Source organism: Burkholderia sp. Bp9099, assembly GCF_003857805.1.
Classification (GTDB): domain Bacteria; phylum Pseudomonadota; class Gammaproteobacteria; order Burkholderiales; family Burkholderiaceae; genus Burkholderia.
On sequence record NZ_QTPU01000020.1, the window covers coordinates 131,299 to 147,568 of the forward strand.

Here is a 16,270-nt window from a genome sequence, read left to right on the forward strand (position 1 = left end):
ATTCAGCGCCGTGGCGGGCGCCGTGCGGGGGCGTGGCGGATCGGGTCGTGCATGACCGGCTGCCTGTCGTCGATGCTGGTCGCCGTCGCCGCTTGTGCGTTCGTCGTCCCCGCGCATGCCGACGGCGCGGCCGACGCCACGCTCGCGCGGCAGCACTGGGTCCTCAACTGCATGGGCTGCCACACGGCGACGGGCGGCGGCATTCCGGGCAAGGTGCCGCCGCTCGCGAACTCGCTCGGCTATTTCACGCATCTGCCGGCCGGGCGCGAATATGTGATGCGCGTGCCCGGCGCGTCGAACTCGGCGCTGTCGGACCAGGATCTCGCCGACGTACTGAACTGGGTGCTCACGACGATGAATCGCGATGCGCTGCCGCGCGATTTCAAGCCTTATACGGCTGACGAAATCGCCGCGCGTCGACGGCCCGCGTTTTCCGATGTCGCGACGGTGCGTGCGAGGCTCGTGCGCGAATTGCACGAGCGCGGGATCGACGGTGTGTCCGAGCGCTATTGATCAGCGACGACGGGGCGACGCAGCATGTCGCGGCGCTTCGGTCGCGAACACCGGATTGGCAGCGCGCGGGTTCCGCGCTACGCTCGTCGTCATTGGCCGGCGCAGGCGCCAGGCGGATCGAACGGAGGTTCAAATGGCAATCGAATACTTCGCAGAAAGCAACCCCGTCACGCGAAACCTGCCTCGATCGTTGGCGACCAAAGCCGGCGATCTGGTATTCGTATCCGGTCAGGTGGCGAGAAACGAAGACGGCAGCATCGTTGCCGGCGGGATCGAAGCGCAGACGCGTCAGACGTTGAAGAACGTCGCACACGTACTCGCGCTGGCAGGATGCACGCTCGGCGACGTCGTGAAAACCACCGTCTGGCTCGAAGACGCGCGCGACTTCGCCGAATTCAATCGCGTCTATGCGGAGTTCTTCCCCGAGACCAAACCGTCACGCTCGACGTTGCTGGCGACGAACATGGTCGGCACCAGGATCGAGATCGAGGCGATCGCGTGCAAGCCCTGAGGGCCATCGCGCAACGTCGATGCGGCCGCGTGCCGCTTCAGTGCGGTGGCGACAGCCGTTTGAAGCGGCTCCACAGCTGCTTCAACGTCTGATGATCGGCCGCGGCACGCGCGGCCAGAAAGCCGCGAGCAAAGCCCGCGCCCGGCGCGGCGTCGGGTGACGTGCGAGGCAGCGCCTTCAGAAACTGCTCGGCGACCACGGCATCGTTACGCCAGCCCAGATCATCCTGAAGTTCGGACAGCGCGTCGACGTACGAGCGGACGGCTTGCTTGCGGCACAGCGACGCGAAGAATTCGGTGGCGTACCGGACTTTCTTCGCCGCGATGCGCGCACGGTGACGCCGGTGATCGTCGAGATCGGCCAGCCTCTTGCCGCGTTTGATCAGTTTCCGGTGCCGGCGACGCAGAACTTCGTGAGCAAACGGACTCGCCGGCTGCATGATGGCATCGCGCCGTTCGTCAGGCATCCCGTCCCGCCAGCCCTTTCGGTTCACCCATGACGCGAGCTGTAACGCGAGCCGCGTGTAGCGAACCGATCCGACTGCGGAAGCCGCGCGCTGGCGATTGAGGGCGGCAATGCGCTTGCAGGCGTTCCGCACTGAACGGATCTCGTCCGGATTGCCGTTCGTGCCGGCATGGTCGAGCGTCGCTCCGGCAAGCACTTCCCAGTCGCGCGCGGCGCCGAGCTCGCCGGCGATCCAGCGCAGTTCGTCGTCAAGGCCGGGATACGCGGGAATCACTTTCGCGAACAGGTCGAGCGCCGAACGCAGGCGACGCAGCCCCACCCGCATCTGATGCACGCTCGACGGATCATGACCGGACTCGACACCGCGTTCGTTGGCGCGTATCTGGTCCAGGCAGTTGCGCACGATCCGGCAGAACGCGTCTTCGATCGAATCGTGCTTCTTCAGCTGCACCGGTCGCGCCTTGACGGCCGGCTGGTGCTCGGCGACGAGCAGCCCGTACCCGAGATCGGCCTTGCTCTCGTGATCGATGCGCAATGGCGCGATGTCGAGCAATTCCAGTGCGATGCCGTACAGGTTTTCGGGGCGGCCGTGCTTCAGTTCCAGTTCGATCGCGGCGATCGGGACCGACTTCGAATCCGCGTCGACCGTCCCCTTGTCGAGCGCGACCTCGACTTCGTCGCCGGAAGGCAGGCGCAGCGGTAGAACCCGCCGCTTGATCCGCGTGACGAACACGGGCTGAAGATCCGGTGCCGTGGCCTGGTCGCGAACCAGGCGGCCACACTCGGTGTCATCGGGGAGCGTGTCCCGCAGCCGTGTCAGATCGGGGACGTCGCCGTCGACGGGCGTCTCGAATTCGTCCCGCTCGAACAGGCCGGCCCGGGCCGATCCTTCCAGTTTCAACGTCTGGACTCTGTGGTTGCCGGCCGCACGCACCCGCAGGGAAGCCGCGCACCGGTGAAATGCGAGCGTGGCAGTGTCGAAGTACGTGCTCGTCAGCTGTTGAGTCGCACCGGCGCCGTTGGACTGCGCAAGCAACGGCGCGTGGCGCAACTTGTCGAGGTTCTTTGCGGAAACCCGCAGCTTCAGCTCTCGTTCCATACCGCCTCCGATATGTTGCCGACCATCAGTCCCCCGCCGATCCCCGGGAGTCTTCCCAGTCGTGCCACTCGATTCGATGCATGTCCACATAACGACTTACCGCTTCGCCGATCGTCGGAAAGAAGTTGTCGTCGCCGAACATGCTGTACATGCCGTAATGCCTGAGGCTGTCCTTGACGGGGCCTTTCAGCTCCGCGAAGACCAGCTTGACCTGCCGCGCGGCAAGTTCGAGATGCAGCCGTTCGAGGACATCGGCAGCCGTGAGGTCGATGTCGGTCACGGGCTCCGCCGCGATGACGATCCAGCGTGCCGGCTCCGGCGATTCATCGACGGCGCGCAACACGCGTTCCCGAAAGATTTCGCCATTCGCGAAAAAGAGCGGCGCATCCCAGCGCAGCAGCACGAGCCCGGGCACGCGCCGCGCGTCCGGATGGCGCGACACGTCGTGATAGCCCTTCGTGCCGTCGACCCGCCCGAGCACGGCATCGTAAGGCCGCCACGCGCGCCATAGAAACGACAGCACGGTGAGCAGCAGTGCCAGCGCAATGCCGTTCACGACCCCGACGGCTGCAACGCCGACGAAGCACGCCACCGCCTGCACGAACTCGCTTTTGCGGAGCCGATAAAGCCGCACGACGCCGTGCACCTCGATCATGTTCACGCATGCCGCGATCACGACGGCGGCCAGCGCGGATTGTGGCGTGTGCGCAAGCGCGCGCGGCGCGAACAGCAGCAGTGCGGCAACGACCGCGGCAGCCACCACGCCCGTCGCCTGCGTCTTCGCGCCCGCCGCTTCGGCGACGGGCGTGCGTGAGCCGCTCGCGCTCACCGCGAACCCTTGCATCAGGCCGGCGGCGAGGTTCGACAGCCCGAGCGCGATGCATTCGTGATTCCGGTCCACGCTGGTGTCGTTGCGCAGTTCGTAGGTGCGGGACAGCACGCTGATATCCGTGAACGAAACGAGCGCGATCGCCGCTGCGCTGCCCGCGAGATGCAGCCAGTCGTCGAGGCTCACGTCGGGGATGCGCGGCACCGGCAGGCCTTGCGGGACCGCACCGACGGTTGCGACGCCGGCGCGCGTCGACAGATCGAACCACATCACCACCGCCGTCGCGCCCGCCACGGCGAGCAGCACACCCGGCATCCTGGGCCAGAGCCGTTTGCACGCGAGTATCAGCGCGAGCGCGGCGACACCGAGTGCGAACGACGTTGCGTTCACCTTCGATGCCGCGATGCCGGCGACCACGTCGCGCACCTGCTCGATGAACGATTCGCCGTTGCCCTTGTAGCCGAGGAGCTTGGGCAATTGTCCGATGCTGATCGTCAGCATGATGCCGTTCAGAAAACCGTACCGGATGGGCAGCGACAGCAGCTCGGTGACGAATCCGAGCCTGAACACTCCGACCGCGATGCAGATCGCGCCCGCGAGTATCGCGAGCGCGCCGGCAAGGGCCAGCGCATGCGCGGCATCGCCGTGAGCAAGCGGCGTGATGCTTGCGGCAATCAGCGCAACCAGCGCGGAGTCGGGGCCGAGCACGAGGATGCGGCTGGGGCCGAAGAGCGCGTACGCGAGCATCGCGGCAAGCGACGCATAGAGCCCGTTGACGGCGGGCAGGCCCGCTGCGTTCGCGTACGCCATGCCGGCGGGCACGAGCACGGCACTGAGCGTGACGCCGGCAAGCAGATCGTGCGGCAGCCAATGCAATCGATACGTGCGCGCCGCGGCGAGTCCGTTGATCCACCGCAGCAGGCCGGCATCGGGCTTGCGGGGCGGGCGGGCCGTGTGCTGGCGGGCACGGCTTTTGATGTTCATCGCAGGACGTCAGGGAACCCGGGCGGAATCGTTCGTTACGTCCGCCGGTATCGTTAAAGATTATGTTCCCGTGCCGTCGGAGCGCAAGCCCGGTTTCACGATGTTGCGTTTCGGCGCGCCGGCCTGACAGTCCGGCTACTTCGCCGAACGCCGGTCCGATCCCGGCTGGCGATGGCCGAAGTGATCGGCGGTGCGATTGAATCGCCCGGCGTGAGCGGAGTCGTCCCCCGTTGTCCGCTACTTGGTCGCGCGATCGCTCGCCTCGTCGAACGAAGCCCGAACTTCGTTCGCCGTCCGGGCGGGCGCCTGCAGATGCGGAAAGTGGCCCAGTTCCGGAAGAATCGAAATGTTCACCCCGTTTCGGTCCGCGTACTCGATGCCCATTTCCTTCTTGATATAGATGTCCTTCCCGCCCCACACGACCTTCACGGGGACTTGCAACCTTGCCATATTGGCTTCGAAGTAGTCCTGATCCCGGGTGAAGCATGCGTAGTAGTGGAAAAAGGCGTCGGCCGCGGTCATGTCACCGTCCCATCCCTTCGCCACGTCGTCCATGAATTCCTCGGGCAACGTGTAGCGCTCGTCATCCTCCATGCCCCGGAAGAACGTGTTTGCGAGGATTTCGTCGCGATTCCTGTTCATGGCGGCGCGCACGATATCCGATGAAGGCTTCGACTTCAGGCCTTGCAGGCTTTCGTACATATATTGCGGCCGGTTGAACGGGGCAAAGTCGCCAACGATGATTTCCCGCGCGATATCCGGTTGTTCCAACGCTGCCAGCAGCGCCGGAAGCGCACCGATATCCGTCGCATAAATCAACAGTCTCGAACCATCGATGCCCGACGTACGGATGTAGTCTCTCAGCACACGGGCATAGTCGCTCGGCGCGTACGAAAAGCGATCGGCGCGCGGACGCGACGATTGCCCGTAGCCTGGCCAGTCGAACGCATGCACCTCGTAGTCGGAGGACAGTGATTCGGCAATCGGCTTCCACGCGTACATCGTCTCGGGGAAGCCGTGCAGGAACAGCACGATGCCCTTCGATCGTGCGGGGCGGTAGACCATGCGGCGCAGCGTGATGTCGGCATTGACCTGCACGTCGCCGACATCGACCGTGGGTTCCGGCGACGATGGCGCCGGCACGGTCGGGCACGTTGAAGAACCCGCAGCGGCGGCGGGAGAGGCGGGTGTTTTCGTTACGGGTCGAGTCATGATCGAGGATCTCGTTCGGTGCGACATCGCGCGGCACACGGTGCGCTTCGCTGTTTCGAAAGATGGCGGGGTGCAGGGGTTTCTACTGAGCCGCGGGAGGATTCAAGAGCTTGCTCAATGGCTTGAGCGGGCCGATCGGGAGCAGCGTGAACGTCATGAGGTGAGCCTTCCCCAACGGGAGTCGTTCCAGCATTTCATGCGCTTCACCCGTGTCCGTCACGTTCAGGACGAACGCGACCCCGGGCCGGTCCTGCAGGGAATACCACTGATCGATCTTGCCCGCGAGATACAGCTGTGTCGTCTCGCGGACTTCGGTCGGAAGAATGGTCTGGACGTGCTGCATGTCCGTGCCGGGAGGAAACGTACCGATCGCCAGTATCTTCGTGATGAGCGTGGTCGGCAACGCAGCGGAATGTGCCATGGAGACTCCTGCGAAAGCGAGCAGCAAGCAAGCTGCCGTCAAATCAAGAAGAAGGCGTTTCATCCTGCGGCCCCGGGCCCGGTGGCGGGACGGCTGCCGCATTGAGCGCGGCGGCTTCCCGTTCCGACAGATAACACGCGCGAAAGCGCTCGTCCACGCGCTCGCGCATCAATTGCGAGAAGAGTAGTGCGGCATCGAGCGGTCGATGATTGATGACGACGGAATCCGTATCGCCTTGCTCGTTCATATGGGCGACGACCACCGTCTCGATCGGCACACCGTTGATACGTGAACGATAGGATTCCAGATAAAGATCGTTGCCGATCATGCCTTTGTAAGCATGCTGCTGGAACTCGTAGAGCGAGACCGCGTGCTTGATCACCGAGAGAATGTCGGCTCGCCCGTCGATCGGGCGCTTCAGCACGGTGGCTTCCAGCGTCGCGTTTTCGGCCAGGCGCGCCAGCCACCGCGGCGGACCGTCGGCGGGTGTCATCATCGGGGCCGTGTCGTTGAATTTCATGGCGGTTACTCCTTGCACGCGTTGCGCGTGACACCTGCGTTTGCGGCATCGAGCGCTGCCGCGAGCGCAACGCGTGCCTTTTCCCGGCGCCGTCGCGCAAGGCGCTCGGCGCCCGCGTCGCGCTCCGGTTCGCCCGCGAGCAGCGCGTGGATATCGGGCAGCGTCCAGATCGCGCCGCGCGTTCCCCACGCACCGTCCGGTATCTCGGTCGGAAAGATCCAGACGCGCGGTGCGACATCGTCGAACGGCCGGCCTTCCGCGCGTGCCACGGCTTCCGTGACGCGTCGGACGAGCGAGCGGCGCGATTCGTCGGTGTATTGCCCTTCGGGAACCGAAGGAATGATCCGGTAGCGCACCGTATCGGTACGTTCGCCGCCGATGTAGATCGCGGCCGGCCGGTGCAGATGGAATACGGTCACGCGCTGAACGACCGGGCTCGCGGGATCGTACCCTTCTGCTTCGATGAGGATATCGGTCAGTTCCCTGACGAGGCGGGCTTCAGCATCGGGCGTCAGTGCGTGGTCGGGCCACATCGCATCGATCATCGGCATGGGATGCTCCTGTTTTCGGTTGATCGGATGGCGCCATCGTCGCGGTTTACGCGGGCGCAGGAAAGTGGCAGCATCGCCACTATTCAAGGAAATTCGGACACGCAATGGCGATCATCCGCATCTGGGTCTATGACGGAATCCTGGCGTCCGGCGTCGCGGGCCCGGTCGATGTCTTCAGCGCTGCAAATCAGTTCCATGCGCGCCGGGCGGAGCCGAGCGCGTCGTCCGCGCCGTTGTTCGCATGGCGCGTGGAGTCGCTCGACGGGCAACCGGTGAAGGCGGCGTCAGGTCAGATCATTCCGGTCGACGGCAAGATCGACCCGCGCAAACGAGCCGACGCCGTGCTGCTGACGGCACCTTTCTTTTCGCGGATCGACGAGTTCCTCGGGCATCGCGAGCAGTTGAGCGAACTGACTTCCGCACTGCGGCGTCAACACAAGGCCGGCGCGATGCTCGCCGCGTATTGCACGGCGAATTACCTGCTTGCCGAGGCGGGCCTGCTGGATGGCCGCGTCGCGACGACGCACTGGGCGAGAGCAGCGGATTTCGCGCGCCGCTATCCGCGTGTCGAAGTCCGCGCGAACGAGCTGCTGCTCGCGCAAGACGGGATCATCTCGGGCGGCTCCGTCACGTCCTATCTGAACCTCGCCGTGCATCTCGTCGAAGCCTGCGCCGACGGAGAACTCGCGACGATGACCGCGAAGGCGCTGTTGATCGACATGAACCGGACGTCGCAGGCGTCCTTTGCCACGCTTCTCGACGAACACGGGCATACCGACACGCTCGTGGCGCGCGCTCAGCAGCGGATGGAAGCGACATTGCAGCAAGGATTCCGGCTCGGCGATCTGGCGGCATCGCTGGCCGTCAGCGAACGCACGCTCAATCGTCGCTTCAAGGAAGCGGTCGGCCTCGCGCCGTTGACGTATCTGCAGAATCTGCGGGTCGAAGTCGCGAAACGTCTGCTGGAAACACGGCCGATCGGGCTCGAGGACGTGAGTCAGCGCGTCGGTTACAGCGATGTCAGTACGTTCCGGCAATTGTTCAAGCGCAAGACGGGGTTGTCGCCGAGCGAATATCAAGTGCAGTTCTCGCGTGCGGCGGCAAAGAGCGTGCAGGCCGAACCACGCGATCAGCGCGATTGAGCGTCGCGACGTCGCGTTTCCGCTCGCGTTCGATCCGCGCCGCTCCGGGCGCCCGCTTTGTATCCCGAAGTATCTGCAACAGACGCGGATACGTACGCATACACATCGCCGACTTTCCGACAAGGACGGGATACGTTCGCCTGCTCCAATGCGCCTGTCGCGAGCGGAGTGCCGCACCGCGCATTGTCCAAGGAGTGTGTCATGAAAGTCGTCAAGGCCGCCGCTGTCCAGTTCAGCCCGGTGCTCTACAGTCGTGAAGCCACCGTCGCCAAGGTCGTGGAGAAGATCCACGACCTTGGCCGGCAAGGTGTGCAATTCGCCACTTTTCCCGAAACGGTCGTCCCCTATTACCCGTATTTCGCGGCCGTTCAGACGGGCATCGAACTGCTGTCCGGTACCGAGCATCTCCGGCTGCTGGAACAGGCCGTCACCGTGCCGTCCGCCGCGACCGATGCGATCGGCGAAGCAGCACGCAAGGCCGGCATGGTCGTGTCCATCGGCGTCAACGAGCGCGACGGCGGCACGCTGTACAACGCGCAATTGCTGTTCGACGCGGACGGGCAACTGATCCAGCGCCGTCGCAAGATCACGCCGACGCACTTCGAGCGCATGGTTTGGGGGCAGGGCGACGGATCGGGGCTGCGGGCGGTCGACAGCGCCGTCGGCCGTATCGGGCAGCTCGCGTGTTTCGAGCACAACAATCCGCTCGCGCGCTACGCGATGATTGCCGACGGCGAGCAGATTCATTCGGCGATGTATCCGGGTTCGGCCTTCGGGGAAGGCTTCGCGCAGCGCATGGAGATCAACATCCGGCAGCATGCGCTCGAGTCCGGCGCGTTCGTCGTCAATGCAACGGCGTGGCTGGATGCCGACCAGCAGGCGCAAATCATGAAGGACACCGGTTGCGCGATCGGACCGATCTCGGGCGGCTGCTTCACGACGATCGTGTCGCCCGACGGCATGTTGATGGCCGAGCCGCTTCGATCGGGCGAGGGCGAGGTCATCGTCGATCTGGACTTCTCGCTGATCGACCGTCGCAAGATGCTGATGGACGCGGCCGGTCACTATAACCGCTCGGAATTGCTGAGCCTGATGATCGACCGTACGCCGACCGCGCATGTTCACGAACGCGTCGCGCAGCCGGTGGCCGGATATGACGCGGGCGCGGACGATTGGCGTGCCGCGGCTGCTTGATGCGCGGGCTTGCCCGGCCGTTGCCGAACATTCGGCTTGCCGATCGGGGCCGGCAGTCGTCGCATGAACGCGCATTTTTTGATCGCAACATGTGCATATGCATGTAAGGGTGTGATGAAATCTTTCCTTGAAAGGTGTGTGATATGAAAACGAACGCTGCCGATGATCGGCCGCTCCTGATGTCGGGCGCCGAAAGCGCGCCTGCCGGCGCCGGTCGCAACGTGACGACGTCGTTGTCGCGCCGGCGCTTTGTCGGTATCGCGGCCGCCGCACTGGCGGCCGGTTCGCTGAGCCGCCTGGCGCTCGCGCAGACCAGCCCGGCAATCGGCACCGCGGAACCCGCACGCGGCGACAGATCGGCGATTCGGCCATTCCGGGTGCATGTGCCCGACGCGCAGCTCGCCGACATGCGGCAGCGCATCAACGCGACGCGTTGGCCGGACCGCGAGACCGTGGCCGACGAGTCGCAGGGCATTCAGCTTGCGACCATTCAGGCGCTCGCGCGGTATTGGGCGAGCGACTACGACTGGCGCAAGTGCGAAGCGACGCTGAATGCGTATCCGCAATTCGTGACCGAAATCGATGGCCTCGACATCCACTTCATCCATGTGCGATCGAAGCACGAGAATGCGATGCCGTTGATCGTGACCCACGGCTGGCCCGGCTCGATCATCGAGCAGTTCAAGATCATCGCGCCGCTCGTCGATCCGACTGCGTACGGCGCGCCGGCGTCGGATGCGTTCCATCTCGTGATTCCGTCGCTGCCCGGCTATGGCTTTTCGGCGCGACCCACGACGACGGGATGGGGGCCGGAGCGCACGGCGCGCGCATGGGTGACGCTGATGAAACGGCTCGGCTACGCGCGCTTTGCTTCGCAGGGCGGGGACCTCGGCGGCATCGTCACGAACGTCATGGCGAAACAGGCGCCGCCTGAGCTGATGGGCATTCATGTGAATTTCCCGGCGTCCGTGCCGGCGGAAATTCTGAAGTCGCTGACGGCCGGCGATCCCGCACCTGCCGGCTTGTGGGACGAAGAGCGGCACGCATATGAACAGCTGAGCGCCAATTTCAAGAGGAAGCGCGGTTACGCGATTGAAATGGGTACGCGCCCGCAGACGTTGTACGGACTCGCCGATTCGCCCGTTGCGCTGGCTTCGTGGCTGCTCGACCACGGGGACGGTTACGGCCAGCCGGCGGCGGCGCTGAGCGCGGCCGTGCTGGGTCGCCCGGTCAATGGCCACTCGGCCGGCGCGCTGACACGGGACGACGTGCTCGACGACATCACGCTTTACTGGCTCACGAACACGGGCGTCTCGGCGGCGCGTTTCTACTGGGAATCGCATGCGAACTTCTTCCTAGCGGCCGACGTCGGCGTGCCGGCGGCGGTGAGCGCGTTTCCGGGGGAAAACTACCAGGCGCCGCGGAGCTGGACCGAGAGGGCTTATCACAATCTGATTTACTTCAACAAACCGGCAACAGGCGGGCACTTCGCGGCATGGGAAGAACCGATGATCTTCGCGAATGAAGTGCGTGCCGGGTTGAGACCGTTGCGCGCGTGACGGGCGACGCGCTCCGCCTCGTTTGCGGCGGAGCGCGTCGACAACGGCGCGGTAGCGTGCATCGATGCGGTCTCGCCGGCTTGTCCGAAATTCAACGGAAGATGGCGATATTGCCTCTTTCGTCGGCTGCGCCTGTGTCCGATCATCCGGCCACTTTTCGTTGCGGAATCCAGAACATGACGGCCAATGCCCACCTCGCGACCGACCTGCTGCTTGCCTATGCAATCTATTTCGTCGGTACCGCGAGCCCCGGACCGAGCAATCTCGCCATCATGTCCATCGCGGCGAATCACGGCCGAAAGGCGGCATTGACGTTCTCGCTTGGCGTCCTGTCGAGTTCGATGTTGTGGGCGAGTGTGGCCGTGCTGGGCGTATCGGCTGCGCTGATCGCGTATGCCCCGTTCATCGTCGCGATCAGGATTTTCGGCGGACTGTATCTCTTGTGGCTTGCATTCAAGTCGGCGCGCAATGCGCTCGGACGGGTGCCGCCCGCCGTATCCGAAACGGCGCGAACGCCGACGTTGACCAGCATCTATTGCCGCGGTGCGATGCTTCATCTCACCAATCCGAAGGCGATCCTCGTGTGGGTTTCGATCGTTGCGCTGTCGTCCGGCGGCACCCGGCCGTCACAAGGTGCACTGGTCGTGGGTTGTGCGGCCATTGGGTGCGGCGTGTTCGCCGGTTATGCATGGCTGTTTTCCATGGAGCCGGTTCGAAGGATCTACATGCGAACCCACAAGGCACTGGACGGGTGTCTGGCCGTCGTATTCGGGGTCGCTGGGATCAGGTTGCTGGCATCGCGTCCATAGCGCGGCTACCCGTCGCGCGCACGACACCGGATGTGCGGTGAATGAGACAAGCGCCGAAATTTCCAACGAGCGGACAGCTTTCGTTAGAATCGTTCGTCTATCAGAGAAAAGCAGCGTTGCATCGGCGCAGCGGCATCCGCTCATGAACACCGCTCGCGCTCATCCCATGTCCTTTACCGGAGGCGAACGTGCCAGGATTACTTCCCGATGTCGACCGCGACGGGCTTCTCGAATACTCGGTCGTGTACACCGACCGGTCGATCAATCACATGTCGCAGCGCTTCCAGGGCGTGATGCGCGACATTTCCGCTGCGCTGAAGAAGGTCTACAACGCGAAGGCGGTCGCAATCGTCCCGGGCAGCGGGACGTTCGGCATGGAAGCCGTGGCCCGGCAGTTCGCGACGAACAGGAAGTGCCTCGTCATCCGCAACGGCTGGTTCAGTTTCCGCTGGTCGCAGATTTTCGACATGGGCAGCATTCCGTCCGAGTCGATCGTGCTGAAGGCGCGTCCGGTCGAAGCGGGCAGACAGGCCGCCTTTGCGCCGGCGCCGATCGATGAAGTCGTTGCGGCGATTCGCGAGCACAAGCCGGATCTGGTGTTCGCGCCGCACGTCGAAACCGCGTCGGGGATGATGCTGCCCGATGCGTATCTGCGTGCGGTCGCCGACGCCGTGCATGCGGTCGGCGGCATGTTCGTGCTCGATTGCATCGCGTCCGGCACGATCTGGGTCGACATGGAAGCGAGCGGTGTCGACGTGCTGATCAGCGCACCGCAAAAGGGCTGGAGCGCGTCGCCCGGCTGTGCGCTGGTGATGCTCGGTGCGCTCGCCCGCGAGCGCATCGATGCGACGACGAGCACCAGTTTCGCGTGCGATCTGCGCAAGTGGCTGCAAATCATGGAAGCGTACGAAAACGGCGGGTTCGCGTATCACGCGACGATGCCCACGGACAGCCTCGCGACGCTGCGCGACGTGATCAAGGAAACGGACGCGTACGGCTTCGACAAGGTGAGGGCGGAACAACTGGAGCTCGGCACGCGGATTCGTGCGTTGCTCGCCGAGAAGGGGTTCCGGAGTGTCGCGGCCGAAGGCTTCGAGGCACCGGGTGTCGTCGTCTGTTATACCGATGACGACGATATCCGGTCCGGCAAGAAATTCGCCGATGTCGGCATGCAGATCGCGGCCGGCGTGCCGTTGCAATGCGATGAGCCGGCGGATTTCAAGACTTTCCGGATCGGCTTGTTCGGGCTCGACAAGCTGAATGATGTCGATGCGGCGGTTGCGCGGTTCGCGAGTGCGCTGGAGCGGGTGCTGTAGCGCGTTGCCGATCCAGGCACGTATTGCGGCGCATGACGTGACGAGATCGATCCGATCACGGGTCACGGATGCGCCGCGTTTCCCGGATGCCGCCGCGATTGATCAACGGCCGATGAATGGATGGGCCTGAGTCGAAGCGGATACGCACTGGCTACGAGCGCTCGCGTGCGAACCCGATGTGTAAAAGGTTGGACTGGGTCAAACAGGCAGCGCCAGGTCGGCTGACTCGGTTCGGCCATTCTCGGCCGTCCGGCGCGGTCGGCACATAGTCATTTGCGTGACCGTTCGGCTCCGTTCACGACATTCAGCCGGTCCAGGTGCCTACGTTGACGCACGGGGACGCGTTGCTGGTTCCTGCCTCAATGCTTCGGCAATATCCAATGCTGCCTTTTGCAGCTCGGGCACATAGCGGCGAGTGGCATCTTCGAGACTTACCGCGCGCGACAGGAAGACGACATTGAGACTGGCGATCACGCGTTCGTCCGCGCTGATCGCGACCGCCACCGCGCCGATTTTCGCCTGCGCGGTCCAGTCGCCGTGATTCGATCCGAAACCATCTTCGCGCACACGCCGGATCAGCTTGCGCACGAGCGTATCGTTTCTCGCGAGCGCCTGTTGTTCTTCACCGCCCGCGCCGGAGCGCAACAGGTCCAGAATATCCTCGCGCTCCTCATCTGGGCACATGGCGAAGTAGGCGCGGCCCGCAGCCGTCAGCAACATCGGCAAACGCCGCCCTACCATCGCGCGATGAAACGACAGCCGGCTGAAGCGGTGCGTCGTCTCGCGGATGATCATCGCGTCGCCATCGGGCGTGGTCAGATCGGATGGCCACGCGACGCGCTGCAGCAGCTGCCCCATGATCGGCGGCGCCACGGTGGCGATGCGCTCGGTATCGGTGAAGCCCTCGCTCAAGGAACGCACGGCGAGCGTCAGGCGGAAGCTGTCGTCCGATGTGCTGCGGCGCACGAATCCTTCCTCCATCAACGTTTCGAGCAGGCGGCGCACCGTAGTGCGATGCAGGCCGGTCAGATCGGCGATCTGCTGACTCGTCGCGCGTCCGTTTTCCATCGCGTTCAGAGCCCGCAGTACCTGGAGGCCGCGCGCCAGTCCGCGCACGTTCGTGTAGGTCGTCACGGAAAAATCCCATTGGAATCAACAATGTGCATTCTATGCACATTCCTGAGATTTTGTTGAGGGTGTTTTCCGCCGTCCATAAACTGCGCTCATAAGCTGAACGATCGAGAGCCAGGCGCTTCGTCGGTTCGGCACATCGGACAAGCCCAGTCAGGAGACAAGCATGCGCCCCGCCTTTGAACCGGCGGCCGGCAACGGCCGCGCTCATCCTCACGAAACGACACATCGTTCGATCGACGCAGATGTCGCCATCATCGGCGCGGGCCCGGTCGGCCTGATGATCGCGAACATTCTCGGCCTGCAGGGCGTGCGCGTCGTCGTTATCGAGAAGCTCGCGCAGATCATCGACTATCCGCGCGCCATCGGCCTCGACGACGAAGCACTGCGCGTATTCCAGTCGGTCGGCCTTGTCGACGAGCTGCTGCCGCACACCACACCGAATCACTGGATGCGCTTCACGCTGAAAGGGAAGTGCTTCGCGTCGATCGAGCCGCGCACCGACGAGTTCGGCTGGCCACGCCGCAATGCCTTCATCCAGCCGCTCGCCGATCAGATTCTGTACCGCGGTCTCGGGCGTTTCGAGAATGTATCGACGCTGCTTGGCCACAGTGTCGACAGCTTCGCGCAGGACGAGAGCGGGGTGACCCTCGACGTGACAGACGCGAACGGTGCGAAGACAACGATCCGCGCCGCGTACATGGTCGGCGCGGACGGCGGCAACAGTTTTGTACGCCGCGCGCTCGACGTGCCATTCGAAGGCCGCACGAAGCCAAATCAATGGATCGTGATCGACGTGCGCAACGACCCGATCGGCTCTCCGCATGTCTATCTGCATTGCGACGCGCGGCGTCCGTACGTTTCGGCGGCGCTGCCGCACGGCATCCGGCGCTTCGAATTCATGGTGATGCCGGGCGAGACGGAGGAGGAACTGTCGAAGCCGGAGAACATGGCGGCGTTGGTGCGCGGGGTTGTCGACGATCCTGACAAGGTCGACTACATTCGCCGGCGGGTCTATACGCACAACGCGCGGCTCGCGAGCACCTTCCGCGTCAAGCGCATCCTGCTCGCGGGGGACGCAGCGCACATCATGCCGGTGTGGCAGGGGCAGGGCTACAACAGCGGCATTCGCGACGCGAGCAATCTCGGCTGGAAGCTTGCGATGGTCGTGAAAGGCACCGCGCACGACGCGCTGCTCGATACCTACACGACGGAGCGGCGCGCCCATGCGCGCTCGATGATCCACCTGTCGGAAGTCGCGGGCGATATCTTCGCGCCGACGAGCTTCTTCGGATCGAAAGTGCGTGACGCGTTCGTGCGCTGCTTCGATGTGCTGCCCTCCATGAAGCGCTATTTCGTCGAGATGCGCTTCAAGCCGATGCCGCGCTATGAAGAGGGCGTCGTGCTTCTGGTGCGACGCGCGCGGTCCGAAGGGCTGCTCGCACGCATGATCGCGAAGCGCGGACACGGCGCGTTCGGCAGGCTGGTCGGTTTGATGAGCGAGAAACGTGAATCGCTGATCGGGCGGATGGTGCACGGCCGCGATGCGCAGGCTGGCACTCCTGTGGGCCGCATGTTCATCCAGCCACGCGTGCGTCTGGTGGATGGCAGCATCGTCCGGCTCGACGATGCGATCGGCAACCGCTTCGCGATCGTGGGGTGGGGCACGGACCCGACCTTCGGCCTGACTCCCGAGGCGCGCCGCGTCTGGAACGCGCTTGGGGGTTGTTTCGTGATCGCGAAGCCCGACCCGCAGCTCGCTTTCCACGACGACGTGCCCGACGACGTGATCGCCGTTGGCGATGTCGACTCGCGCCTGCGCGACTGGTTCGCGCGCGTGCCCGAATCGGTCGTGCTGTTGCGGCCCGACCGCTTCGTGGCCGGCATGTGCTCGCCGCAATGCGTATCGGGTTGCGTGTCGCAGCTTGCGCAACGGCTGTCGCTTGTGATGGCAACGGGCGCGACGGCCAACGGCGCGACGTTCGCGCACGCCGCCGACCTGGTAGGGGCCTGA

15 protein-coding genes are annotated in these 16,270 nt (G+C 64.4%); 8 read left to right on the forward strand and 7 right to left on the reverse strand.

All coding sequences use genetic code 11. The annotated features are described in order from the left end of the window. The first annotated feature begins 51 nt into the window (after positions 1-51). Together DIE17_RS23580 and DIE17_RS23585 are read left to right on the forward strand one after the other, a co-directional pair. Positions 52-513: a cytochrome c gene (locus DIE17_RS23580; protein ID WP_321924285.1), complete on the forward strand. Its 462-nt coding sequence runs from the start codon at positions 52-54 to the stop codon at positions 511-513. Positions 514-646: 133 nt separating this feature from the next. Then, positions 647-1,024, forward strand: a complete 378-nt coding sequence (locus tag DIE17_RS23585; protein WP_124921373.1) for a RidA family protein — start codon at positions 647-649, stop codon at positions 1,022-1,024. Between the two features lie 37 nt (positions 1,025-1,061). Here DIE17_RS23585 and DIE17_RS23590 read toward each other — a convergent pair whose 3' ends face one another. The 6 genes from DIE17_RS23590 to DIE17_RS23615 all read right to left on the reverse strand — a co-directional run bounded on the left by DIE17_RS23590 (position 1,062) and on the right by DIE17_RS23615 (position 7,105). Beyond that, on the reverse strand, positions 1,062-2,588 hold the full coding sequence (locus tag DIE17_RS23590; protein WP_124921354.1) for a CYTH and CHAD domain-containing protein: 1,527 nt from the start codon (positions 2,586-2,588) through the stop codon (positions 1,062-1,064). Between the two features lie 25 nt (positions 2,589-2,613). Next, complete coding sequence (locus DIE17_RS23595; RefSeq protein ID WP_124921355.1) at positions 2,614-4,401, reverse strand: SulP family inorganic anion transporter; 1,788 nt, start codon at positions 4,399-4,401, stop codon at positions 2,614-2,616. Between the two features lie 237 nt (positions 4,402-4,638). After that, positions 4,639-5,613, reverse strand: coding sequence for an alpha/beta fold hydrolase (locus DIE17_RS23600; protein WP_124921356.1), 975 nt, complete (start codon positions 5,611-5,613; stop codon positions 4,639-4,641). An 82-nt stretch (positions 5,614-5,695) separates the two neighbouring features. After that, complete coding sequence (locus tag DIE17_RS23605; protein ID WP_124921357.1) at positions 5,696-6,034, reverse strand: muconolactone Delta-isomerase family protein; 339 nt, start codon at positions 6,032-6,034, stop codon at positions 5,696-5,698. A 43-nt stretch (positions 6,035-6,077) separates the two neighbouring features. Continuing rightward, on the reverse strand, positions 6,078-6,554 hold the full coding sequence (locus tag DIE17_RS23610) for a hypothetical protein (RefSeq protein ID WP_124921358.1): 477 nt from the start codon (positions 6,552-6,554) through the stop codon (positions 6,078-6,080). A gap of 5 nt (positions 6,555-6,559) precedes the next feature. After that, complete coding sequence (locus DIE17_RS23615; protein WP_124666916.1) at positions 6,560-7,105, reverse strand: tautomerase family protein; 546 nt, start codon at positions 7,103-7,105, stop codon at positions 6,560-6,562. Between the two features lie 104 nt (positions 7,106-7,209). Here DIE17_RS23615 and DIE17_RS23620 point away from each other — a divergent pair, with 104 nt between their 5' ends. The 5 genes from DIE17_RS23620 (at position 7,210) to DIE17_RS23640 (ending at position 13,125) form a co-directional block, all read left to right on the forward strand. Further along, complete coding sequence (locus tag DIE17_RS23620) at positions 7,210-8,247, forward strand: GlxA family transcriptional regulator (RefSeq protein ID WP_124921359.1); 1,038 nt, start codon at positions 7,210-7,212, stop codon at positions 8,245-8,247. Between the two features lie 201 nt (positions 8,248-8,448). Next, positions 8,449-9,441 (forward strand): carbon-nitrogen hydrolase family protein, encoded by a 993-nt coding sequence (locus DIE17_RS23625; protein ID WP_044847772.1) that lies wholly within the window; start codon positions 8,449-8,451, stop codon positions 9,439-9,441. A 179-nt stretch (positions 9,442-9,620) separates the two neighbouring features. Beyond that, positions 9,621-11,000: an epoxide hydrolase family protein gene (locus DIE17_RS23630; RefSeq protein WP_124921374.1), complete on the forward strand. Its 1,380-nt coding sequence runs from the start codon at positions 9,621-9,623 to the stop codon at positions 10,998-11,000. A gap of 176 nt (positions 11,001-11,176) precedes the next feature. Next, on the forward strand, positions 11,177-11,809 hold the full coding sequence (locus tag DIE17_RS23635) for a LysE family translocator (protein ID WP_124921360.1): 633 nt from the start codon (positions 11,177-11,179) through the stop codon (positions 11,807-11,809). Between the two features lie 188 nt (positions 11,810-11,997). Continuing rightward, the gene (locus DIE17_RS23640; RefSeq protein ID WP_124521531.1) at positions 11,998-13,125 is read left to right on the forward strand and encodes an aminotransferase class V-fold PLP-dependent enzyme; all 1,128 of its coding nucleotides are present in this window, start codon (positions 11,998-12,000) and stop codon (positions 13,123-13,125) included. Positions 13,126-13,446: 321 nt separating this feature from the next. Here DIE17_RS23640 and DIE17_RS23645 read toward each other — a convergent pair whose 3' ends face one another. Then, on the reverse strand, positions 13,447-14,259 hold the full coding sequence (locus tag DIE17_RS23645) for a DNA-binding transcriptional regulator (protein WP_124521533.1): 813 nt from the start codon (positions 14,257-14,259) through the stop codon (positions 13,447-13,449). Between the two features lie 163 nt (positions 14,260-14,422). On the opposite strand from DIE17_RS23645, the gene DIE17_RS23650 reads away from it, so the two are divergent. Continuing rightward, a complete protein-coding gene (locus DIE17_RS23650; RefSeq protein WP_124921361.1) occupies positions 14,423-16,270 on the forward strand; it encodes a bifunctional 3-(3-hydroxy-phenyl)propionate/3-hydroxycinnamic acid hydroxylase in 1,848 nt (615 codons plus the stop codon).